Consider the following 21,085-nt stretch of genomic DNA (forward strand, 5'->3'; position numbering starts at 1 on the left):
AGACTATGCTCACGCGCTTGCGAGAAATTGTTGAAAAAGTGGCCATGGCAGCCACGCTGACGGATGCGCTGGATCTGTTGGTCAATGAAACCTGTTTGGCGATGGATACTGAAGTTTGCTCCATTTATCTGGCAGACAACGATCGCCGTTGCTACTACCTGATGGCGACGCGTGGTCTGAAAAAACCGCGTGGGCGCACCATCGCGCTGGCGTTTGATGAAGGGGTGGTCGGGTTGGTCGGGCGCAGGGCGGAACCCATCAACCTGGCAGATGCCCAGAGCCACCCCAGCTTCAAATATGTTCCGCAGGTGAAAGAGGATCGTTTTCGTTCCTTTCTGGGGGTGCCGATTATCCACCGTCGGCAGTTGCTGGGTGTACTGGTGGTACAGCAGCGAGAACTGCGCCAGTTCGACGAAAGCGAAGAGTCGTTTCTAGTCACCTTGGCTACGCAACTGGCAGGGATTCTTTCTCAATCACAACTGAACGCCATTTTCGGCCAGTATCGCCAGACGCGTATCCGCGCACTGGCTGCTTCCCCGGGCGTGGCGGTTGCGGAAGGGTGGCAAGATAGCAACCAGCCTTCGCTTGAACAGGTCTACAAGGCCTCCACGCTGGATACCGCCAGCGAGCGTGAGCGCCTGATGCTGGCTTTGGAAGAGGCGGGCGCGGAATTCCGCCGTTTCAGCAAACGCTTTGCTGCCAGTTCGCAAAAAGAAAGCGCGGCGATTTTTGATCTCTATTCTCACCTGCTGAACGATGCTCGTCTTAAGCGTGAATTGTTTGCGGAAATTGACGCCGGTTCCGTGGCTGAATGGGCAGTCAAACAGGTGATTGAAGCCTTTGCCGCCCAGTTTGCGGCTTTGCAGGATACCTATATGCGTGAGCGCGCCAGCGATCTGCGCGCGCTCGGCCAACGCCTGTTGTTCCACCTCGACGATACGACCCAGGGTACCACTCAGTGGCCTGCCCGCTTTGTGCTGGTAACCGATGAATTGACGGCTACCCTGCTGGCTGAAGTGCCGCCGGATCGTCTGGCGGGCGTGGTTGTACGTGATGGTGCCGCCAATTCCCATGCTGCGATTCTGGTGCGGGCAATGGGGGTGCCAACGGTGATGGGTGCGGATATCCAGCCAGCGTTGTTGGCCCAGCGGATGCTGATTGTTGATGGCTATCGTGGCGAACTGCTGGTGGACCCTGAACCGGTGCTGGTACAGGAATATCAGCGCCTGATCAGTGAGGAACAGGAACTCAGCAAGCTGGCCGAAGATGACGTTGAACAGCCCGCACAGCTGAAAAGCGGTGAACGGATTCAGGTGATGCTGAACGCTGGCCTTAGCCCAGAACATGAACAACTACTCGGTGGGCGCGTGGACGGCGTTGGTTTATACCGCACCGAAATCCCGTTTATGCTGCAAAGCGGTTTCCCATCGGAAGAAGAGCAGGTGGCGCAGTATCAGGGCATGTTGCAGCTCTACCCGCACAAACCGGTTACACTGCGAACGCTGGATATCGGCTCAGACAAACAGTTGCCGTACATGCCAATCAGCGAAGAGAATCCCTGCCTTGGCTGGCGAGGCATTCGTGTTACCTTGGATCAGCCGGAAATTTTTCTCGTTCAGGTGCGTGCTATGTTGCGTGCCAATGCCGGGACGGGCAATCTGGGTATCTTGTTACCGATGATCGCCAGCCTGGAAGAAGTTGATGAAGCAAAGCGCCTGATTGATCGCGCTGGGCGTGAAGTTGAAGAAGTCTTGGGGTATAGCATTCCCAAGCCCAGAATCGGCGTGATGCTGGAAGTGCCATCCATGATTTTCCTGCTCCCCTATCTGGCAGGGCGTGTCGATTTTATCTCGGTAGGAACCAACGATCTGACCCAGTATCTGTTGGCGGTGGATCGCAATAATACCCGGGTGGCATCGCTCTACGACAGCCTGCATCCTGCCATGTTGCAGGTGCTGAAGCAGATTATCGATCAGGGTTCAGCCGCCGGATTGCAGGTCAGTTTATGCGGTGAATTGGCAGGCGATCCGATGGGAGCTCTGTTGCTGGTAGGCATGGGGTATCGCCATCTGAGTATGAACGGGCGCAGCGTGGCACGTATTAAATATCTGTTGCGCAGCATTGAATTATCCGATGCGCAAGGGTTGGTTCGGCGGGTGCTGAATGCTCAGATGACCACTGAAGTACGCCATCAGGTGGCGGCATTTATGGAACGGCGTGGCATGGGCGGCTTGATTCGTGGTGGCCGCTGAGTGGTTTCCTGCAAAGCGATTTTTTACAGAACTTTTCCCTGCTTGCAAGACCAGGCATGGCTAAGGCTATGTTATGATGCGTAACCTCAGCGCGGTACCCGTCACACCTCAGGTTGCAGCGTGGTCAGTGTGTGCACCTGGCTGCAACTGGAAATCCATCAGTTCGGGAAAGACTTGATACCGCGTTTGGCACCTGCCGCCCCCAAATGGGGAAGAATAACAGACATGTTGTGGTGATAGATGAGTAATAGCTATCTGGTGTTTCCCAAATTTGATCCGGTCATTTTCTCTATCGGTCCGATATCTTTGCACTGGTACGGTTTGATGTACCTGGTTGGTTTTATTTTTGCCATGTGGCTGGCGGCACGCCGTGCCAACAAACCCGGTAGCGGTTGGACCAAGAACGAAGCGGAAAACATGCTGTACGCGGGGTTCCTGGGCGTGTTTGTCGGTGGCCGAGTGGGCTATGTGCTGTTCTATAACCTGCCGCTGTTTCTGGATAACCCCCTTTATCTGTTCAAAGTCTGGGATGGCGGAATGTCATTCCACGGTGGCCTGATCGGGGTCATTCTGGTGATGTTGTGGTTCGCCCACCGCACCAAACGTACCTTTTTCCAGGTATCTGACTTTATTGCGCCTCTGATCCCGTTTGGCCTGGGCGCTGGCCGTTTGGGTAACTTTATCAATGGTGAACTTTGGGGGCGTGTGACTACCGAAACACCTTGGGCCATGCTGTTCCCCGGTTCCCGCAGCGAAGATATCGCCATCGCCGCCGTCAATCCGCAGTTATTACCAATACTGAACCAGTACGGTGTGCTGCCGCGTCACCCATCGCAGCTGTATGAGATGGTGCTGGAAGGCGTGGTGCTGTTTATCATTCTGAACCTGTTTATCCGTAAACCACGCCCGATGGGGGCCGTTTCAGGCCTGTTCCTGATTGGCTATGGGGTGTTCCGTATTATCGTTGAAGCATTCCGCCAGCCGGATGTTCAGCTTGGCCTGTTTGATGGCGTGATCAGCATGGGGCAAATTCTGTCCGTTCCGATGGTGGTGGCTGGTATTATTATGATGGTCTGGGCGTATCGTCGTCGTCCGCTGCAACAATTGTCGTGAGGAAAAATGAAACAGTATCTGGATTTGATGAAAAAAGTGCTCGCCGAGGGTACACCTAAAGCGGATCGTACCGGTACTGGCACGCTGTCGATTTTCGGCCACCAGATGCGTTTCAACCTGCATGAAGGGTTCCCGCTGGTGACAACCAAAAAGTGTCACTTACGTTCGATAATTCATGAATTGCTGTGGTTCCTGAATGGTGAAACCAACGTGGCGTATCTGCGTGAAAACAACGTCACTATCTGGGACGAATGGGCTGATGAAAAGGGCGATCTTGGCCCGGTCTACGGTAAACAATGGCGTGCCTGGGGCGCGGCGGATGGCCGCCAGATCGATCAGCTCAGCGCGGTGCTGCAACAGTTGAAACAGGATCCGAACTCACGCCGTATCATTGTCTCAGCGTGGAACGTGGGGGAACTGGATCAGATGGCGTTGGCGCCCTGTCATGCTTTCTTCCAGTTCTATGTAGCGGAGGGCAAACTTTCTTGCCAACTGTATCAGCGTTCATGCGATGTGTTCCTTGGCCTACCGTTCAACATTGCCAGCTATGCATTACTGGTTCATATGATGGCGCAGCAGTGCGATCTGGACGTTGGCGACTTCGTTTGGACCGGTGGGGATACTCACCTGTACAGCAATCATATGGAACAGACCCAACGGCAATTGGCGCGTGAACCACGCCCACTGCCGAAGCTGGTGATCAAACGCAAGCCGGAATCCTTGTTTGACTATCGTTTCGAAGACTTCGAGATTGAAGGTTACGACCCGCATCCTGCGATCAAGGCACCTGTTGCCATCTGAATAGTGTTTTATCATTTGCAGCATAAGGGCTCAGTGTATTGATGACTGAGCCCTTATGCTGTTCATCATTCCTGATTTATCCGCAATGCGAAGCTACACGCATTTTTTGCTGTTTTCTTGATAAATACATAAAAACTTTGCGCAGCATTTTCCAACCTGAATAAACGCTTAAGCAGCCGACAATCCACCGCATTACACTCGCCTCATGAACAGAGACTCATACTATTATGGTTGCAACCAGCAAGGGTTATCGCTGATTGAACTGTTGGTCGTGATGTTGCTGGCTGGCATGCTGACTTCTTGGGGCATCAGCCAATGGCATCATTATCAACAGGCACTGCGGCTGGAACAGACCGCCCAACAACTGCTGGCTTTCCTCACGCGCCTACAGGCCGATGCTAATTGGCGTAATCGTAATGCTCTGCTGTGGTTCAAGCCGGGGGAGCCTTGGTGCGTGGGCAGTGGAACGCCGGTTATTGCCTGTGCTTCAGCGGCGGGATGGGTGTTTACCCCGGGTTATCTTGATGTGCAGTTGCAGGATTTCACTCAAAAAGAGATGGGGTTTTATGGCTTGCGTAACAATGCTCAAGCTGGGCATATCCTGCTGAGCAATGGTGCGGGGCGCATACGTTTGGTGCTGTCTGCCAGAGGGCGCCTGCGGCTGTGCAGCGAAGAGATAGCTGTTCGAGGTATTGCCCTATGCCAGCCTTAGAACAAGGTTTTACCTTGCCAGAAGTGATGCTGGCAATGACATTTGGCAGCCTGATTGCTTTGGCTGCGGCCAAGACGTTACCTGTATTACGTCAGCAAACTGCTGATGTTGGTCGCCATTACCGGTTAGAACTGGTGCTGCGTCAGTTGGCTTTTGGTATTGAAAAAGACCTGCGTCGTGCCGGGTTTTGTGCCGGGCAGTGCCAAGGGCGGGCTTTAACGATCGGCAATGCCGAAGGTGAAGCGTCGAACAGCTGCGTGATTGTTGCTTATGATCTTAACCGTAATGGCCAGTGGGATAACGCGGCTGATGCGGAGTATTTCGGTTATCGCCTGCGCGCCGGGGCGCTGGAAGGGCAGCGCGGTGTCACCCAGTGCCGGGGCAATGGCTGGGAGCGCCTGCACGATCCCGAAGAGATACGCATTACCACTTTCTCTATCAGCGAAATTGCGGGCAACGGCGGAAAACCGTTGGTGTTGTTCAGCCTTGGGGGGCATTCAAATACGCGGGAGAGTATCCAACAGCGCCTGGAATGGATTGTCAGTATGGAGGCTTTCTGAACATGCGGGTACAGCAGGGGGGCAGCACGCTGGCGGCGGTGATGCTGTTGTTAGTAATGGGATTGATGTTGCTTAATGCTCAGCAGCGGCAATTGGATAGCGCCCTGCTGTTAGCGGTCGATCAACAGCGCTATCTACGCGCCTATAATCAGGCAGTTTCCGCCTTGAACTGGGGGCTGGTGCAGTCTTGGCCACGCGAACAGCTAACAACCGCAAGATGGCAATGCCAGCAATTGCTAGCCGATACTCTGCAAGCCTGTGCCCGGCGTTCTTCCCGCCCGGGCATAGTGCTGGTGCGCGGGGCGGGGATAATCCCCGAAAGTGAACCGCTGTGGCTCTACCAACTGGCTGCCGAAACCAGTGCAGTGGGCGATATCAGGCTGCAAACAGAAGAAGGTGGCTGGCTGGATTTTTGCCCAGAGAAAAAAGAGAGCGATTGTGCCGATTAAACGCATCAATGTATCAGCCCAGCAGGGATTCAGCCTGCCCGAAGTATTGATTGCAGCATTGTTGTTCGCTGTCTCACTGCTGGGGCTGTTACAATATCATCAGGTTTTGCTGCAATCCTTTCAGCGGCAATGGCAATATCGGCAAGCCTGGTCGCTGGCGCATCATCAGTTGGAAATGTTTAACGCCAATGCGGTGACGCAGGATAACCCGTTACCGTTGCCTCCCCACTGGCAGCGCGAAATTGAAACGCGGTCAGTGGAGGCCGATTGCCTGCGGCGCACGGTAAAAATACAAACACCGCTCCGGCAGCAGGTTGAACTCAGCCGATGGTATTGTGCCAATCAGTAGCCAAGGGGCAGCTTGGTATTTATTCGGTTTAAAGGAGCCTCATGTTTAGGGTTTATCACTCCAATCAGTTGGACTTACTGAAAACGCTGACCAGTGCGTTGATAACCAGAGAGCCTTTGGCTAATCCTTTTCAACAGGAAGTGGTGTTGGTGCAAAGCCCTGGCATGGCGCAGTGGTTGCAAATGCAACTGGCAGAGCAACTGGGGATCGCCGCCAATATCACTTTCCCGCTGCCCGCCACCTTTATCTGGGAGATGTTTACCAAAGTCTTGCCGGGCATCCCAAAAGAGAGTGCTTTCAGCAAAGATGCGATGACCTGGAAGCTGATGTGGCTGTTGCCTGAAATGCTGATTCAGCCCGAGTTTGCCACGTTGCAACATTACCTGACCGACGATGGCGACAAGCGCAAGATCCACCAGCTTGCTGGCAGGGTGGCGGATCTGTTTGACCAATATCTGGTTTATCGCCCGCAGTGGCTGGAAAGCTGGCAGCGTCAGGAACTGATCGAAGGGTTGCCAGATGCTCAGCAGTGGCAGGCAGCCTTGTGGTGCAGGTTGGTTGAGTACACGCAGGAGCTCGGGCAAGAAGAGTGGCATCGTGCCAATTTATACCGCCGTTTTATCAGCAGTCTGGCAACCGCAGTGCAGTGCCCGGCCGGTTTGCCACCCCGGGTGTTTATCTGTGGGATTTCAGCCTTGCCGCCGGTCTATCTGGAAGCGTTGCAGGCGCTTGGTAAGCACATTGATATCCACCTGATGTTTACCAACCCCTGCCGTTACTACTGGGGAGATATTCAGGACTATGCGTTTCTTGCTCGATTACAAAGCCGTAAGCGTCGCCATTATCATCAGGCGCGGGAGCAAGGGTTATTCCGCCAGCCAGAGCAGGCTGCACAGCTGTTTGATGCCGAAGGTAAACAACAACTGAGCAATCCTCTGCTGGCTTCATGGGGCAAACTGGGGCGTGATCATCTGTATCTGCTCTCGCAGATGGAGGCCGTACAGGAAATAGACGCCTTTGTTGATATTCCGGCTGACGGGCTGCTGCATGCCATTCAACACGACATGCTGGAGTTGGAAGACCATGCGGTGATCGGTACCACGCTGGAAACGTTTGAACACAGCGGTAATAAACGCCGGTTAGATCCGCAGGATCGTTCTCTCAGCCTGCATGCCTGCCACAGCCCGCAGCGCGAAGTGGAGGTGCTGCACGATCAACTGCTGGGAATGCTGGCCGAAGATCCGCAACTGACATCGCGCGATATCATCGTGATGGTGGCAGATATCGACAGTTATACGCCCTATATTCAGGCGGTATTCGGTAATGCTGCCAGCGAGCGCTACCTGCCGTTTGCCATTTCCGATCGCAAGGCCCGTCAGGCGCATCCCGCTTTACAGGCTTTTATCTCATTGCTTGATTTGCCACAGAGCCGCTTTACTTCAGAACAGGTGTTAGCACTGCTGGAAGTACCCGCGTTGGCTGCCCGTTTTTCCATTCAGGAAGAGGGGTTGCGCCTGCTGCGCCATTGGGCTGGGGAGGCCGGGGTGCGTTGGGGGCTGGACGACGATAACGTGCGTGAACTGGCGTTACCAGCAACGGGGCAGCACACCTGGCGGTTTGGTATTACCCGCATGCTGCTGGGGTATGCGATGGACAGTAAGGCGGGGGATTGGGAGGGGGTGTTACCTTACGACGAATCAAGTGGGCTGGTTGCGGAGCTTGCCGGGCAACTGGCGGATCTGTTGTCCCAACTCAGTGATTGGCGGAAAACCCTGAGTGAGGAACGATCGCTTGCAGAGTGGTTACCGCTGTGTCGCCGTTTGCTTGATAGTTTCTTTGAGACGGATAGCGAAACGGAAGAGGCATTAGCGCTGATTGAACGGGATTGGTTGAAGATTATCGACTACGGGCTATCGGCCCGTTATCCCGATACTGTGCCGCTGACGCTGCTGCGCAATGAGTTGGCGGCCCGGCTCGATCAGCAGCGCATCAGCCAGCGTTTTCTGGCTGGGCAGATCAACTTTTGTACCCTGATGCCGATGCGTTCTATCCCGTTCAAGGTGGTTTGCCTGTTGGGGATGAATGATGGGGTTTATCCACGCACGTTGCCACCACTGGGTTTTGATCTGATGGCTCAACAGGTTAAACGTGGCGATCGCAGCCGCCGTGATGATGACCGTTATTTGTTTTTGGAGGCGATCCTCTCAGCTCAACAACGGCTTTACATCAGCTTTATCGGTCGTTCGATTCAGGATAACAGTGAGCGTTATCCTTCGGTATTGGTTACTGAACTGTTGGAGTATCTGGAGCAGAGCTATTGTTTGCCGGGTGATGAAACCTGTGATGCAGACACCAGTGCTCGGCGGGTAGGTGAGCATTTGCTTAAGTACCATAACCGTATGCCGTTTGCGGCTGAAAACTTCCTGGCGGGGAGTGAAGCACAAAGCTATGCCGCAGAGTGGCTACCTGCGGCAGACGGGCAAGGAACTGCCTATCCGGCGTTTAATCAACCGTTGGTGGGGGAAGAGAAAACACAGATTTCCCTTGATGAACTGCTGCGCTTTTACCGCCATCCGATACGGGCTTTTTTCCAACTGCGCCTGGGCGTCAATTTCATTCTTGAAGAGACAGAGCTACCAGAAGAGGAACCTTTTACACTGGATAACCTCAGCCGCTACCAATTTAACAGCCAATTGTTGAATGTTTTGATCGAGCAAGAAGATACGGAGCGATTATTCCAGCGGATACGAGCCTCTGGTGGTTTACCTTATGGGGCGTTTGGTGAGATTTATTGGCAAACGCAGCAGGAAGAGATCGGTGAACTGGCTGAACGGGTGCGTAATGAGCGGCAGGAAAATAGCAGCCTGGAGTTGGATATTAGCGTTGCGGGTGTACGTATTACCGGCTGGTTGCATCAAGTCCAAGCCGATGGTTTGCTGCGTTGGCGGCCAGCCACGCTTTCAGCGGTAGACGGTATTTTGCTTTGGCTGGAACACTTGGTGTACTGCTGTGCCGGAGGGGCAGGGGAAAGCCGCATGTTCGGGCGCAAAAATTCCACCTGGCGCTTTGCTGCGCTCTCCGCTGAGGCTGCTCATCTTCAATTGGCTGAGCTACTCACCGGCTATCAGCGCGGGCTGTCACAACCTTTGCTGTTGCTGAACAAAAGCGGTTGGGCCTGGTTGAGCCAGTGTTATCAGGCAGAAACGCAGCAGATTGATTGGGCTGAAGATGTACAAATCAAAGCGCGTGCCAAGCTGTTGCAAACTTGGCAGGGGGATCAGCGTATACCGGGAGAGGGGGAAGATCTCTATATCCAACGTGTTTTCCGGCAGATGGACAATGCCTGCCTTGAACAAATTTTGCGTGAAACAGAACGTTATCTGCTGCCAATGGTGCAGCATAACCTGGGGTAACAATCCTGTGGTGGTGGTGATGGAGGGGAGATGATAAAAATAGTCAGGTTTGCCTTTGGCCATTGAGGTTGTCCCTGGTCTGATATGGCGTACAGGCATGGATTTTCTATACCCTAAGTAATTCGAATTGCAGGAAAGCCAACGCATAGGCAACTTGAAGTATGGCGGGTATAACTTGAAATCTGTTGGGCACCATTTTCAGTTTGTCGTTTTGCAGAATGCCGTTAACGCCAGGGAGTTGGCGTAGCGGCAAGAGAATAGGGGTTTATTTTGGATATGCGTAAACAGTTAGTTCGCATTACTGGGTTAGTGTTGTTGGTGATGTTTTGGGTACCGCTAAGTTGGGCTGCGCAGGGATGGCAACCGCTGGCGGAAAAAATCCACAAAAGCGAGCATGACCCACGTCATTACCAGGCGATTAAACTGGCTAATGGGATGACGGTGCTGCTGGTTTCCGATGCACAGGCACCAAAGTCATTGGCTGCATTGGCGTTGCCCGTGGGGTCATTGGAAAATCCCGCCAGTCAACTTGGCTTGGCCCATTATCTTGAGCATATGGTTTTGATGGGCTCCAAACGTTATCCAGAATCGGAAAACCTCGCTGAATTCCTGAAAAAACACGGCGGTAGCCACAATGCGAGCACGGCATCCTACCGTACCGCCTTCTATCTGGAAGTGGAAAACAACGCGCTGGAAGCTGCGGTTGATCGCATGGCGGATGCGCTTGCGGCACCACTGTTGGACCCGGACAATGCCGATCGTGAGCGGAACGCGGTGAATGCCGAACTGACTATGGCGCGTTCTCGTGATGGGATGCGCATGGCGCAGGTTGGGGCGGAAACGCTGAACCCGGAACACCCCAGCGCCCGTTTTTCCGGCGGCAATTTGGAGACTCTGAAAGATAAACCAGGCAGCAAATTACATGATGAATTGCTCAGTTTTTATCAGCGTTATTACTCTGCCAACCTGATGATGGGTGTGCTGTACAGCAACCAATCTCTTGAGGCGTTGGCCGAGTTGGCGACCAGAACTTTTGGCCGCATTCCGAATCGTGATGCACAAGTGCCGCCGATCACCGTTCCTGCGGTGACAGCAGAACAGCAGGGTATCATCATTCATTACGTGCCAGCACAACCACGCAAGCAACTGAAAGTTGAGTTTCGTATCGGCAATAACAGCGCAGAATTTCGCAGTAAAACGGATATTTATATCGGTTATCTGATTGGCAATCGCAGTAATAATACGCTTTCAGACTGGTTACAGGCACAAGGGTTGGCTGATGCCATCAATGCAGGTGCCGATCCGATGGTAGATCGTAACGGCGGCCTGTTTTCCATCAGTGTTTCCCTGACCGACAAGGGGCTGGCAGAGCGTGATAAAGTGGTTGCAGCTATTTTCAGTTATCTGAACATGTTGCGTAACGAAGGGATCAAACAAAGCTATTTTGATGAGATTGCGCATGTTCTGAATCTGGATTTCCGCTATCCATCAATTACGCGTGATATGGATTATATCGAATGGCTGGTGGATACCATGCTGCGAGTACCGATTGAGCATACGCTAGATGCCCCATATCTGGCAGATCGTTTCGATCCGCAAGCCATTGCAGAACGTTTAGAGCAAATGACGCCGCAAAATGCGCGTATCTGGTTTATCAGCCCGGATGAACCGCATAACAAAATGGCTTACTTCGTTGATGCTCCTTATCAGGTAGATAAAATTACCCCAGAGCGTTTTGAGAAATGGCGGCAGCTAGGTAAAGGGATAGCACTCTCTCTGCCCGTACTCAACCCCTATATCCCAGATGATTTCACTTTGCATCCCCCTGCTCGTGAGTTTACCAAACCTGAAATGGTGGTTAACCAACCGGGTCTGCGGGTGCTGTATATGCCGAGCCGCTACTTTGCCGATGAGCCTAAAGCCGATGTGATCGTGGCGTTACGCAATGCCAAAACCATGGATTCTGCACGTAATCAGGTACTGTTTTCTCTGATGGATTATCTGGCGGGTCTTTCGCTTGACCAATTGAGCTATCAAGCTTCTGTCGGTGGGCTGAGTTTTTCCACTTCGGCAAACAATGGCCTGGTGTTTAGTGCCAACGGTTTTACCCAACGTTTGCCACAGTTACTCACTTCACTGGTGGAGGGGTACTCCAGCTTTACACCTACGGAAGGGCAATTGGCACAGGCTAAATCCTGGTATTTGGAACAGCTGGATTCAGCAGAGAAGGGCAAAGCACTCGAACTGGCGATGCAGCCGGTGCAGATGCTTTCCCGGGTGCCTTATATCGAACGCAGTGAACGCCGTGAAGTACTGAAAACGCTGACGCTGCAAGATATTCTGGCCTATCGCGACAGCCTGATGAAAGAAGCCACCCCAGAAATGCTGGTGGTGGGAAATATGAGCCAACAGCAAGTGGAGACGCTGGCTGCTACGCTGAAACATCAGTTGGGTTGTACCGGTGTGGAATGGTGGCACGGTGAAAAGGTGATGGTCGTAAAAAATCAGTTGGCGAATCTGCAACGCTTTGGCAGCAGTACCGACTCGGCGCTGGCGGCGGTGTATGTACCAACGGGTTACGATGAGGTCACCAGCATGGCTTACAGTTCCTTGTTGGGGCAGATTATCCAGCCCTGGTTCTACAGCCAACTGCGTACTCAGGAGCAGCTCGGCTATGCCCTATTTGCTTTTGCTACACCGGTTGGCCGCCAGTGGGGCGTGGGCTTCCTGTTGCAAAGCAACAATCAGCAACCCGCTTATCTTTATCAGCGTTACCAGGATTTTTATCCCAAAACAGAAAAACGGTTACGCGAGATGAGCGAGGCCGATTTTGCCCAATATAAGCAGGCAATGATTAACGAACTGAAACAGCGCCCACAAACCCTTAGTGAGGAAGCCGATCGTTTCGGCAATGATTTTGATCGCGGTAATTTCGCTTTTGATACCCGCCAGAAACTGATTGCACAGATTACAACTCTGACGCCCACTAAATTGGCGGATTATTTCCATCAGGCGGTCATTCAGCCACAGGGTTTGGCTGTGCTGTCACAGGTGAGTGGCAGCAGCCAGGAGAAAGCCGATTTTGTCGTGCCGGGTGCAGATTGGGTCACTTATCCTAATGCTTCTGCTTTGCAGCAAACGTTGCCACGCCAAGTGGTAACGCCATGACAACCGTGGTTCCTAAGAAGCTTGATGCACTGACGTTGCCGTTGTTTGGTGAACGGCTGATTGAAGCTTCGGCAGGAACCGGCAAAACCTTTACCATTGGAGCGCTTTATCTGCGTTTGCTGCTTGGCTTAGGCCAGGCAGCGGCCTTTCATCGCCCTTTGACGGTAGAAGAAATCCTGGTGGTGACTTTTACCGAGGCAGCGACTGAAGAATTACGCGGGCGTATTCGCAGCAATATCCATGCGTTACGGATTGCCTGTGTACGCGGGCACAGCCAAGATCCGCTGTTTTCCTCACTGATGACGGAGATTGGCAATCTGTCTGATGCGGCGGTGCAGTTGCTGGCCGCAGAACGGCAGATGGATGAAGCAGCGATTTACACCATCCACGGTTTTTGTCAGCGAATGCTGACTCACAACGCATTTGAATCCGGCATTCTGTTTGAACAAACGCTGATACAAGATGAGTTACCGCTGCGGCGCCAGGCCTGTGCAGATTTCTGGCGCCGCCATTGTTACCCTTTGCCGCTGAATGTGGCAAGGGTGGTCAGCCAGGAATGGAGCGGCCCAGAAGCGCTGTTGAGCGATCTCGCCGGTTATTTGCAGGGCGAGGCTCCGGCATTGCGCCAGCCGCCGAAAGAGCACGAAACGGTATTGGTGCGCCATGAGCAGATTGTTGCACGCATCAATGCCATCAAAATGCAGTGGCAGGCCGATGCAGGGGGACTGGAAGGATTAATCAGCCAGTCTGGTGTTGATAAACGCAGTTACAGTAGTAAACACTTACCTAACTGGTTGCATAAGGTCGGCGAGTGGGCTGGGCAGGAAACGCAGGATTATCAGTTACCCAAAGAGCTGGATAAGTTCCGCCAGTCGGTATTGCTGGAGAAAACCAAAAAAGGGGAAGCGCCGCGTCATGGGCTGTTTGTGGCAATTGATGAGCTATTTGCGGAACCCTTGACGCTGCGCGACCTGATCATGGCTCGCGCATTAAGTGAGATCCGTACTTCCATTGCGCAAGAGAAACGCCAGCGTGCCGAGCTGGGGTTTGATGATCTGCTAAGCAAGCTGGACGCCGCTCTGCAAAGTGCCGGTGGTGAACAACTGGCCCAGGCGATTCGCCAACGTTACCCGGTGGCGATGATCGATGAATTTCAGGATACCGATCCCCAGCAATACCGTATCTTCCAAAAACTTTATCTTGGTCAGCCTCACTGTGGTTTGCTGCTGATTGGCGATCCCAAACAGGCGATTTACGCTTTCCGTGGTGCAGATATCTTCACTTATATGCGTGCTCGTTCAGAGGTGAGCGCCCACTATACGCTGGAAACCAATTGGCGTTCATCACCTGCGATGGTAGAGAGCGTGAATCGGTTGTTTGCCCAGGTGGAAAATCCGTTTCTGTTCAGACAGATCCCATTCATTGATGTGGTTGTCGCGCAGAAGAATCAAGGGCTGGCCTTTGAATGGCAGAACAAGCCGCAACCGGCAATGCAGTTTTGGTTGCAACAGGGGGAAGGTGTTGGAGTAAGTGATTACCAACAACTAATGGCCCGCCAGTGTGCGGCGCAAATTCGTGACTGGCTCAGCGCTGGGCAGGCGGGTGAGGCTTGGCTGGTTAATGGCGATAAACGGCGCAGCGTACAAGCATCGGATATCACCATTCTGGTGCGCAGCCGTGCTGAAGCCGCGCTGGTTCGCGATGCACTCAGCGCGCTGGCGATCCCCTCGGTCTATCTTTCCAACCGCGATAGCGTATTCGATACGCCGGAAGCCAAAGATTTACTGTGGTTATTACAGGCCGTGCTGGCTCCTGAGCAGGAGCGTACCTTGCGTAGCGCAATGGCTACCGGGTTGCTGGGGTTAGATGCGCTGGCGCTGGATGATCTGAATCAGGATGAACGGGCCTGGGATGCGCTGGTCAACGAGTTTGATGAATACCGTACTCATTGGCAGCGGCGCGGTGTTTTGCCGATGCTGCGTGAGGTGATGGTTCGGCGGCATCTGGCCGAAAACCTGCTGGCCAGCCCAGGTGGCGAACGCCGCCTGACAGATGTAATGCATCTGGGGGAGCTGTTGCAAGAGGCCACAGTGCAACTGGACAGCGAACATGCGCTGGTGCGCTGGCTGGCACAGCAGATCGCTCAGCCTAATCGCCAATCGGATAATCAGCAATTACGCTTGGAAAGCGATCGGCATCTGGTACAGGTGATTACCATCCACAAATCCAAAGGGCTGGAGTTTGATCTGGTGTGGTTACCCTTTGTCGGCAACTTCCGCCAACAACGGCAGGTGCTGTACCACGATCGCAAGACTTTCCAAGCGTTGCTGGATCTCAATGCCAATGAAGAAAGCATTGCCTGGGCCGAAGAAGAACGGTTGGCAGAGGATTTGCGCCTGCTGTATGTGGCGCTGACCCGCTCGGTATACCACTGTAGTATCGGCATTGCGCCGCTGTTTCTGGGTACGCGCAAGAAGCAGGGGGAAACGGATCTGCACCGTAGTGCGCTGGGGTATCTGCTGCAAGCAGGGCAGGCTGGCGATGCCGCTTACCTGAAAGAAAGCCTGCAAACGCTGGCGACAGGTGGGATTAAACTCACTTTGGTGGATGCACCCGCTGAACATCTCTGGCAGCCTCCGGCAGCGGCGGTTGCCGAACTGGCGGCAAAACGCTTTGCGCGCCAGATACAGGATTTTTGGCGGGTGACCAGCTACACCGGCCTGCAACAGCACGGTGCGGCCGGGATGCCGGAGTTATTGCCACGTTTGGATATCGATGCCGCTGGCGAACAGGGGGAAGATAAGGGGCCGGAATTGAGCCCACATACTTTCCCGCGTGGTGCAGCACCGGGCACCTTCCTGCATAGCCTGTTTGAAAACTTGGATTTCACGCAGCCGCTGAATGAGCCGTGGTTGTTGGAACAATTACTCCAGCAGGGGTTTGATGCGCATTGGTTGCCGGTAGTGAAAACCTGGATGCAGGTATTGCTGAATACGCCGCTCAACAGCAGCGGCGTGGCTCTTTCTGCACTGGCCGCGGAATTCAAGCAGGCGGAGATGCAGTTTTACCTGCCGATCAACGGGTTGCTTCAGGCTCGTGAGCTGGATGCGTTGGTGAAGCGCTACGATCCGCTGGCCGCCCGTTGCCCTGAACTGAGCTTCCAGCAGGTGCAAGGCATGTTGAAAGGTTTTATTGATTTGGTGTTCTGCTGGCAGGGTAAATACTACCTGCTGGATTACAAATCCAACTGGCTGGGGGATGGCAGCAGTGCTTACACTCAGCAGGCCATGGAGCGGGCCATGGCAGAACACCGTTACGATCTGCAATATCAGCTGTATACCCTGGCACTGCACCGCTATCTGGGGCATCGCCTGGCGGATTATGATTACAGCAGCCATTTTGGCGGCGTGATTTATCTGTTTTTACGCGGCGTAGATGCTCAACATCCGGGCAACGGGATTTTTGCCTGTCGGCCGGAGGAAGCGCTGGTGCAAGGAATGGATCGTCTGTTCAACGGTGAGGCGATCGGCGCGGAGGAGGGGCAATGATTGAGATCCTGAATCAGGCGTTGGTGTCGGGGGTGTTGCGCCCGCTGGATGTGCATTTCGCTCACATCGTTGCTGGTGATGATGAACCGGAGCTCCAGTTGGCGGCGGCTTGCTTGAGCGCGGAGGCAGGGGCTGGTCACGTTTGTCTGTTGCTGGAACAGTTGCTGCCGGAAAATCTGTTCAATGGCCGCCAGCCAGAACTGGCGATGGCGGCATGGCAGGCAGCGGGGAGCTTGGATTTAGCTCGCTGGCAACAACGTTTGGTAGCCTCGGCGGCGGTGAGTGATGGCAACAGGGCTACGCCGATGGTGTTGCAGCAGCATCGGTTATATCTGCAACGTATGTGGCAAAGCGAAGGCGAAGTCGCGGCTTTTATGGGCAGCAACAGTGTCCCGCAGGTGGTTGACGAAACGCAGCTACGCACAATTCTCGATCAACTGTTTGGTGAAGCGGCAAATGAACCTGATTGGCAAAAAATCGCCGCCGCCGTGGCGGCCACGCGCCGTATCGCCGTGATTTCCGGTGGCCCCGGTACGGGTAAAACGACCACCGTAGCTAAATTGCTTGCCGCACTGGTGCAACTTGGCGGCGATACGCGTTTGCGTATCCAGCTTGCAGCCCCGACGGGCAAAGCCGCGGCAAGGCTGACGGAGTCATTGAGCATTGCCAGCCGTCAGTTACCGTTAACACCGGAACAACGGGGGTTATTCCCGGTAGAAGCCGCCACGTTGCACCGTTTATTGGGGGCACAGCCTAACAGCCAACGAATGCGCTATCACCGAGGTAATCCGCTGCACCTGGATGTGTTGGTGGTGGACGAAGCGTCGATGGTGGATTTGCCAATGATGGCACGGTTGATCGCCGCTTTGCCGCCGGGGGCTCGGGTGATATTTCTCGGTGACCGCGATCAACTGGCCTCGGTGGAGGCTGGCGCGGTGCTGGGAGATATCTGCCGTTTTGCTGAACAGGGCTACAGCAGCAGCCGTGCGGCGCAGTTGGCCCGTTTAACCGGTTACCCGTTGCAGGGGCAAGCGGCAGAAATAGGGGCCGCAGTGCGTGACAGCCTGTGCCTGCTGCGCAAGAGCTATCGGTTTGATGCCAACTCTGGCATTGGTCAGCTGGCGCTAGCGGTGAACGCCGGTGACCGCCAACAGGTGATGGCCGTGCTGAATGGCCATTATGAGGATGTGGCTGGTTATCCATTGGCAGAAAACGAGGATTACCCGCAATTGTTGGCTGCCTGCGTTGAGGGGTATCGCGATTATCTTCGGCTGGTGGCCGCAGGGGCTGATGCTACCACGATATTGGAAAGCTTCGGTCGTTTTCAGGTGTTGTGCGCTTTGCGTGAGGGGCCGTTTGGCGTTGCCGGGCTGAATGAACGTATTGAAACCGGGTTGCAGCGCGCAAATCTGATTCGCCGTAGCCCCGGCCCCGCCGGGCGCTGGTATTTAGGGCGGCCGGTAATGATTGGCCGTAACGACAGCGCACTGGGGCTGTTCAACGGCGATATCGGCATTGCTTTGCCCGGCGAGGGGGGCGATCTGCGGGTGCATTTCCAGTTACCGGACGGCAGCATTAAATCGGTGCAGCCGAGCCGTTTACCAGCACATGAAACTGCCTATGCAATGACGGTACATAAATCGCAGGGATCGGAGTTTGAGCATACGCTGTTGGTGTTGCCGCATCATTTTTTGCCGGTGCTGACGCGCGAACTGGTGTATACCGCCATTACTCGCGCACGCAAACGGCTTTCACTTTATGCAACGGAGCCAGTTCTGCTAGCGGCTATTCGCACGCCGACTCAGCGCCGTAGTGGCTTGGTGGAACGGTTGCAGGCTTGACCGGTGAACTGGGCGCTGTGGTACAGCGCCCGTAAACCATTACAGATCGGCCAACAGGATTTTTGAACGGCGCTGATAGTTGTATAACGCCTGCTTTTGCATCGGTAAAACGTCCACTTCTGCGGGGGTGAAGCCCCGCTCCTGAAACCAGTGAATGCTGCGCGTAGTCAGCACAAACAGCTTCTGTAACCCCATTTGCCGGGCCTGGTTTTCTACCCTTTGCAACAGCATTTCGCCGCGCGACGAACTGCGGTAATCAGGATGCACCGCCACGCAGGCCATCTCACCAATTTTTTCTTCTGGGAACGGATAGAGTGCGGCACAGGCGATGGTCAGGTTATCACGTTCAATAATCGTGAATTTGTCGATCTCCATTTCCAGTTGTTCACGTGAGCGGCGTACCAGAATACCTTGCTGCTCCAACGGGCGAATCAGCTCAAGTATCCCTCCAATATCGTTGATGGTTGCGCGGCGCACCTGTTCTGCGCTTTCCATAACAATCTGAGTACCGATACCATCGCGTGAGAACAGTTCCTGTACCAGTGCACCGTCTTCCTGGTAACTGATCAGATGGCTACGGCGTACCCCGCTACGGCAGGCTTTGACCGCACCGCGCAGGAAACGCACGGTGCCAGAATGGTAATCACCGGTTTCTTCCAGTTGCTCAATGCGTTTTTGCGCATCGTTAGGGAACAGCTCAGAAATAATGTTGCGCTTGGTATCCGTCACCCCTTGTGAGGAGCAGAAACCGATCATTTTCTCGGCTTTCAGTTTAATCGCCAATTGAGTGGCAACTTCTTCCGAGGTCAGGTTAAAGCTTTCGCCAGTGACGGAAACCGCCACTGGGCCAATCAGCACAATGGCATTACTATCAAGCTGGCGATGGATCGCTTCATCGTCAATACGGCGGATACGGCCACTGTGACAGTAGTCAACACCGTCATCCACACCAAGGGGTTGGGCAATGATAAAGTTGCCACTCACCACGTTGATGTGTGCTCCTTGCAGCGGTGTGTTGTTCAGGCTCATGGAAAGCCGTGCGGTAATATCCAGTTGCAGCAGGCCAGCGGCCTGTTTAACCAGTTCCAGCGTGTGGGCATCGGTGACGCGAGTATGCTTGTGATAAACTGGTTCGTAATTATGCTGCGCCAGGTTGCTGTCAATCTGCGGCCGTGCGCCATACACCACCACCAGGCGGATACCCAGGCTATGTAATAACCCGATATCGTTGACGATATTGGAAAAATTATCATGTTCGATGGCTTCGCCACCCAGCATGATGACAAACGTTTTGCCACGGTGAGCATTAATATAGGGAACTGAGTGACGGAATCCTTGAACCAACTCTGTGCTACGTTCCTTCACGGCAAAAACCTCTTTTGCATATTTATACGATATTTTTGTATTTTTATTCTTTTATGGCTCTGATGGCAAGCAAGAAATGAGGTAGATTTCTCAGCCAACCGGGCTAATTCGTTAATAAATTGAAAAACCATAAAAAGATTTTCTGATGACAGCGCTGGATGGATTGGTTAAAGTTTTTGTTATTCTCACTTTTTGATGTTTTTTAATATCTTCATACCCAATAGATTACAAATGGCAGGGTATGCCACCGCTGGAGCCACATGTCTGACACGAATCACCATTTAGGCCGCCGTCGTTTGTTGCAGGGGGTTGCCGCAACCTGGTTGCTGAGTGTAAGCCGTGTCGGTTTTGCCGCTGCGACGCAGGTGATCGCCGTTCGCGTCTGGCCTTCTTCGACTTACACCCGCGTGACGCTGGAATCCAATCTGCCGCTGAAGTACCAACAGTTTGCGCTGACAGCTCCCGATCGTATCGTGATCGATGTTGAAGGTATTCAACTGAACAGTGTGCTGAAAGGGATCGCCAGCCAGGTGCGCAAAGAAGATCCTTACCTGACGCAGGTGCGAATCGGCCAATTCAATGAAAACACGGTCAGACTGGTGTTGGAACTTAAGCAAAGCGTCAGCCCGAATATGTTTACCCTGGCACCGGTGGCTGAATACCGTAACCGGCTGGTGATCGATCTCTATCCAACCTCGGGGGGCACTGGCGAAGAATATGATCCGTTGCTGGCATTACTGGAGGATTACAATAAGGGAGATTTGGAGCGTTCGTTACCGGCCGAAGCGCCGCAGGCGGGTAAGGCAGGGCGAGATCGGCCAATGGTGATTATGTTGGATCCTGGGCACGGTGGCGAAGATCCAGGCGCTATCGGTAAATATAAAACGCGTGAAAAAGACATTGTGTTGCAGATCGCCCGTCGCCTCAGCACGCTGATTAAGCGCGAACCAAATATGAAGGTGTTCATGACGCGCAATGAAGATGTGTTCATTCCATTGAAAGTGCGTGTGGCGAAAGCCCGCAAACAGCGCGCAGATCTGTTTGTGTCAATCCATGCTGATGCTTTTACCAACCGCGCGGCGCGGGGATCGTCGGTGTTTGCGTTGTCAACCAAAGGGGCAACCAGCAATACCGCCAAATTTCTGGCGCAGACCCAGAATGCCTCTGATGAAATTGGGGGCGTAAGCAAAAGCGGGGATCGTTATCTGGATCATACGATGTTTGATCTGCTACAGACCGCCACCATTAATGACAGCCTTAAATTTGGCAAGGAAGTACTCAGCCGAATGGGCAAAATCAACCCTTTGCACAAAAATCGCGTCGATCAGGCTGGTTTTGCCGTATTAAAGGCGCCTGACATCCCATCAATCCTGGTTGAAACCGCCTTTATCAGCAATATAGAAGAAGAACGGAAATTACGCACCAGCCATTTTCAGCAGCAGATAGCGGAATCTATTCTGGCAGGGATTAAGGCTTACTTTGCTAACGGTGGTGCGCAGGCTCGCCGTTAAGCA

Annotated in this window: 13 protein-coding genes; 12 read left to right on the plus strand and 1 reads right to left on the minus strand. The window is 53.6% G+C overall.

Features of this window, described 5'->3' with window-relative positions; genetic code table 11:
- Positions 1 to 5 precede the first annotated feature (5 nt).
- The 11 genes from ptsP (at position 6) to recD (ending at position 18,206) form a co-directional block, all read left to right on the plus strand.
- Positions 6 to 2,252 (plus strand): phosphoenolpyruvate--protein phosphotransferase, encoded by a 2,247-nt coding sequence (gene ptsP, locus Z042_RS09650; RefSeq protein ID WP_024910111.1) that lies wholly within the window; start codon positions 6 to 8, stop codon positions 2,250 to 2,252.
- Between the two features lie 240 nt (positions 2,253 to 2,492).
- Complete coding sequence (gene lgt / locus Z042_RS09655) at positions 2,493 to 3,365, plus strand: prolipoprotein diacylglyceryl transferase (RefSeq protein WP_024910112.1); 873 nt, start codon at positions 2,493 to 2,495, stop codon at positions 3,363 to 3,365.
- Positions 3,366 to 3,371: 6 nt separating this feature from the next.
- Positions 3,372 to 4,166 (plus strand): thymidylate synthase, encoded by a 795-nt coding sequence (gene thyA, locus Z042_RS09660; RefSeq protein WP_024910113.1) that lies wholly within the window; start codon positions 3,372 to 3,374, stop codon positions 4,164 to 4,166.
- A gap of 205 nt (positions 4,167 to 4,371) precedes the next feature.
- The gene (locus tag Z042_RS09665; RefSeq protein WP_024910114.1) at positions 4,372 to 4,878 is read left to right on the plus strand and encodes a prepilin peptidase-dependent protein; all 507 of its coding nucleotides are present in this window, start codon (positions 4,372 to 4,374) and stop codon (positions 4,876 to 4,878) included.
- The gene (locus Z042_RS09670; protein WP_024910115.1) at positions 4,866 to 5,438 is read left to right on the plus strand and encodes a prepilin peptidase-dependent protein; all 573 of its coding nucleotides are present in this window, start codon (positions 4,866 to 4,868) and stop codon (positions 5,436 to 5,438) included. Before Z042_RS09665 ends, Z042_RS09670 begins: the two co-directional genes overlap by 13 nt.
- A 2-nt stretch (positions 5,439 to 5,440) precedes the next feature.
- Positions 5,441 to 5,887, plus strand: coding sequence for a YgdB family protein (locus tag Z042_RS09675; RefSeq protein WP_417903524.1), 447 nt, complete (start codon positions 5,441 to 5,443; stop codon positions 5,885 to 5,887).
- Positions 5,877 to 6,236, plus strand: a complete 360-nt coding sequence (locus Z042_RS09680) for a prepilin-type N-terminal cleavage/methylation domain-containing protein (RefSeq protein ID WP_024910117.1) — start codon at positions 5,877 to 5,879, stop codon at positions 6,234 to 6,236. Before Z042_RS09675 ends, Z042_RS09680 begins: the two co-directional genes overlap by 11 nt.
- A gap of 41 nt (positions 6,237 to 6,277) precedes the next feature.
- Positions 6,278 to 9,649 (plus strand): exodeoxyribonuclease V subunit gamma, encoded by a 3,372-nt coding sequence (recC, locus tag Z042_RS09685; RefSeq protein ID WP_024910118.1) that lies wholly within the window; start codon positions 6,278 to 6,280, stop codon positions 9,647 to 9,649.
- A gap of 276 nt (positions 9,650 to 9,925) precedes the next feature.
- Positions 9,926 to 12,817 carry a pitrilysin gene (gene ptrA, locus Z042_RS09690; protein WP_024910119.1) on the plus strand — a complete coding sequence of 964 codons (2,892 nt, stop codon included), beginning with the start codon at positions 9,926 to 9,928 and terminating at the stop codon, positions 12,815 to 12,817.
- Complete coding sequence (recB, locus tag Z042_RS09695) at positions 12,814 to 16,365, plus strand: exodeoxyribonuclease V subunit beta (protein ID WP_024910120.1); 3,552 nt, start codon at positions 12,814 to 12,816, stop codon at positions 16,363 to 16,365. Before ptrA ends, recB begins: the two co-directional genes overlap by 4 nt.
- Entirely contained in the window at positions 16,362 to 18,206 is a 1,845-nt protein-coding gene (gene recD / locus Z042_RS09700) for an exodeoxyribonuclease V subunit alpha (protein ID WP_024910121.1), read from the plus strand. Before recB ends, recD begins: the two co-directional genes overlap by 4 nt.
- A gap of 39 nt (positions 18,207 to 18,245) precedes the next feature.
- Here the strand turns inward: recD and argA are convergent, their stop codons facing one another.
- Positions 18,246 to 19,571, minus strand: a complete 1,326-nt coding sequence (argA, locus tag Z042_RS09705; RefSeq protein ID WP_024910122.1) for an amino-acid N-acetyltransferase — start codon at positions 19,569 to 19,571, stop codon at positions 18,246 to 18,248.
- 260 nt (positions 19,572 to 19,831) lie between these two features.
- Between argA and amiC the strand changes: the two genes are divergently transcribed.
- The gene (gene amiC / locus Z042_RS09710) at positions 19,832 to 21,082 is read left to right on the plus strand and encodes an N-acetylmuramoyl-L-alanine amidase AmiC (RefSeq protein ID WP_024910123.1); all 1,251 of its coding nucleotides are present in this window, start codon (positions 19,832 to 19,834) and stop codon (positions 21,080 to 21,082) included.
- The last annotated feature ends 3 nt before the right edge of the window (positions 21,083 to 21,085 follow it).

The organism is Chania multitudinisentens RB-25 (assembly GCF_000520015.2).
Lineage (GTDB): Bacteria > Pseudomonadota > Gammaproteobacteria > Enterobacterales > Enterobacteriaceae > Chania > Chania multitudinisentens.

What these genes read in the sequence shown, in the direction of transcription:
- ptsP (WP_024910111.1), top strand. Translation starts at nt 6, where the DNA reads ATGCTCACGCGCTTGCGAGAAATTGTTGAAAAAGTGGCCATGGCAGCC.
- lgt (WP_024910112.1), top strand. Translation starts at nt 2,493, where the DNA reads ATGAGTAATAGCTATCTGGTGTTTCCCAAATTTGATCCGGTCATTTTC.
- thyA (WP_024910113.1), top strand. Translation starts at nt 3,372, where the DNA reads ATGAAACAGTATCTGGATTTGATGAAAAAAGTGCTCGCCGAGGGTACA.
- Z042_RS09665 (WP_024910114.1), top strand. Translation starts at nt 4,372, where the DNA reads ATGAACAGAGACTCATACTATTATGGTTGCAACCAGCAAGGGTTATCG.
- Z042_RS09670 (WP_024910115.1), top strand. Translation starts at nt 4,866, where the DNA reads ATGCCAGCCTTAGAACAAGGTTTTACCTTGCCAGAAGTGATGCTGGCA.
- Z042_RS09675 (WP_417903524.1), top strand. Translation starts at nt 5,441, where the DNA reads ATGCGGGTACAGCAGGGGGGCAGCACGCTGGCGGCGGTGATGCTGTTG.
- recC (WP_024910118.1), top strand. Translation starts at nt 6,278, where the DNA reads ATGTTTAGGGTTTATCACTCCAATCAGTTGGACTTACTGAAAACGCTG.
- ptrA (WP_024910119.1), top strand. Translation starts at nt 9,926, where the DNA reads ATGCGTAAACAGTTAGTTCGCATTACTGGGTTAGTGTTGTTGGTGATG.
- recB (WP_024910120.1), top strand. Translation starts at nt 12,814, where the DNA reads ATGACAACCGTGGTTCCTAAGAAGCTTGATGCACTGACGTTGCCGTTG.
- recD (WP_024910121.1), top strand. Translation starts at nt 16,362, where the DNA reads ATGATTGAGATCCTGAATCAGGCGTTGGTGTCGGGGGTGTTGCGCCCG.
- amiC (WP_024910123.1), top strand. Translation starts at nt 19,832, where the DNA reads ATGTCTGACACGAATCACCATTTAGGCCGCCGTCGTTTGTTGCAGGGG.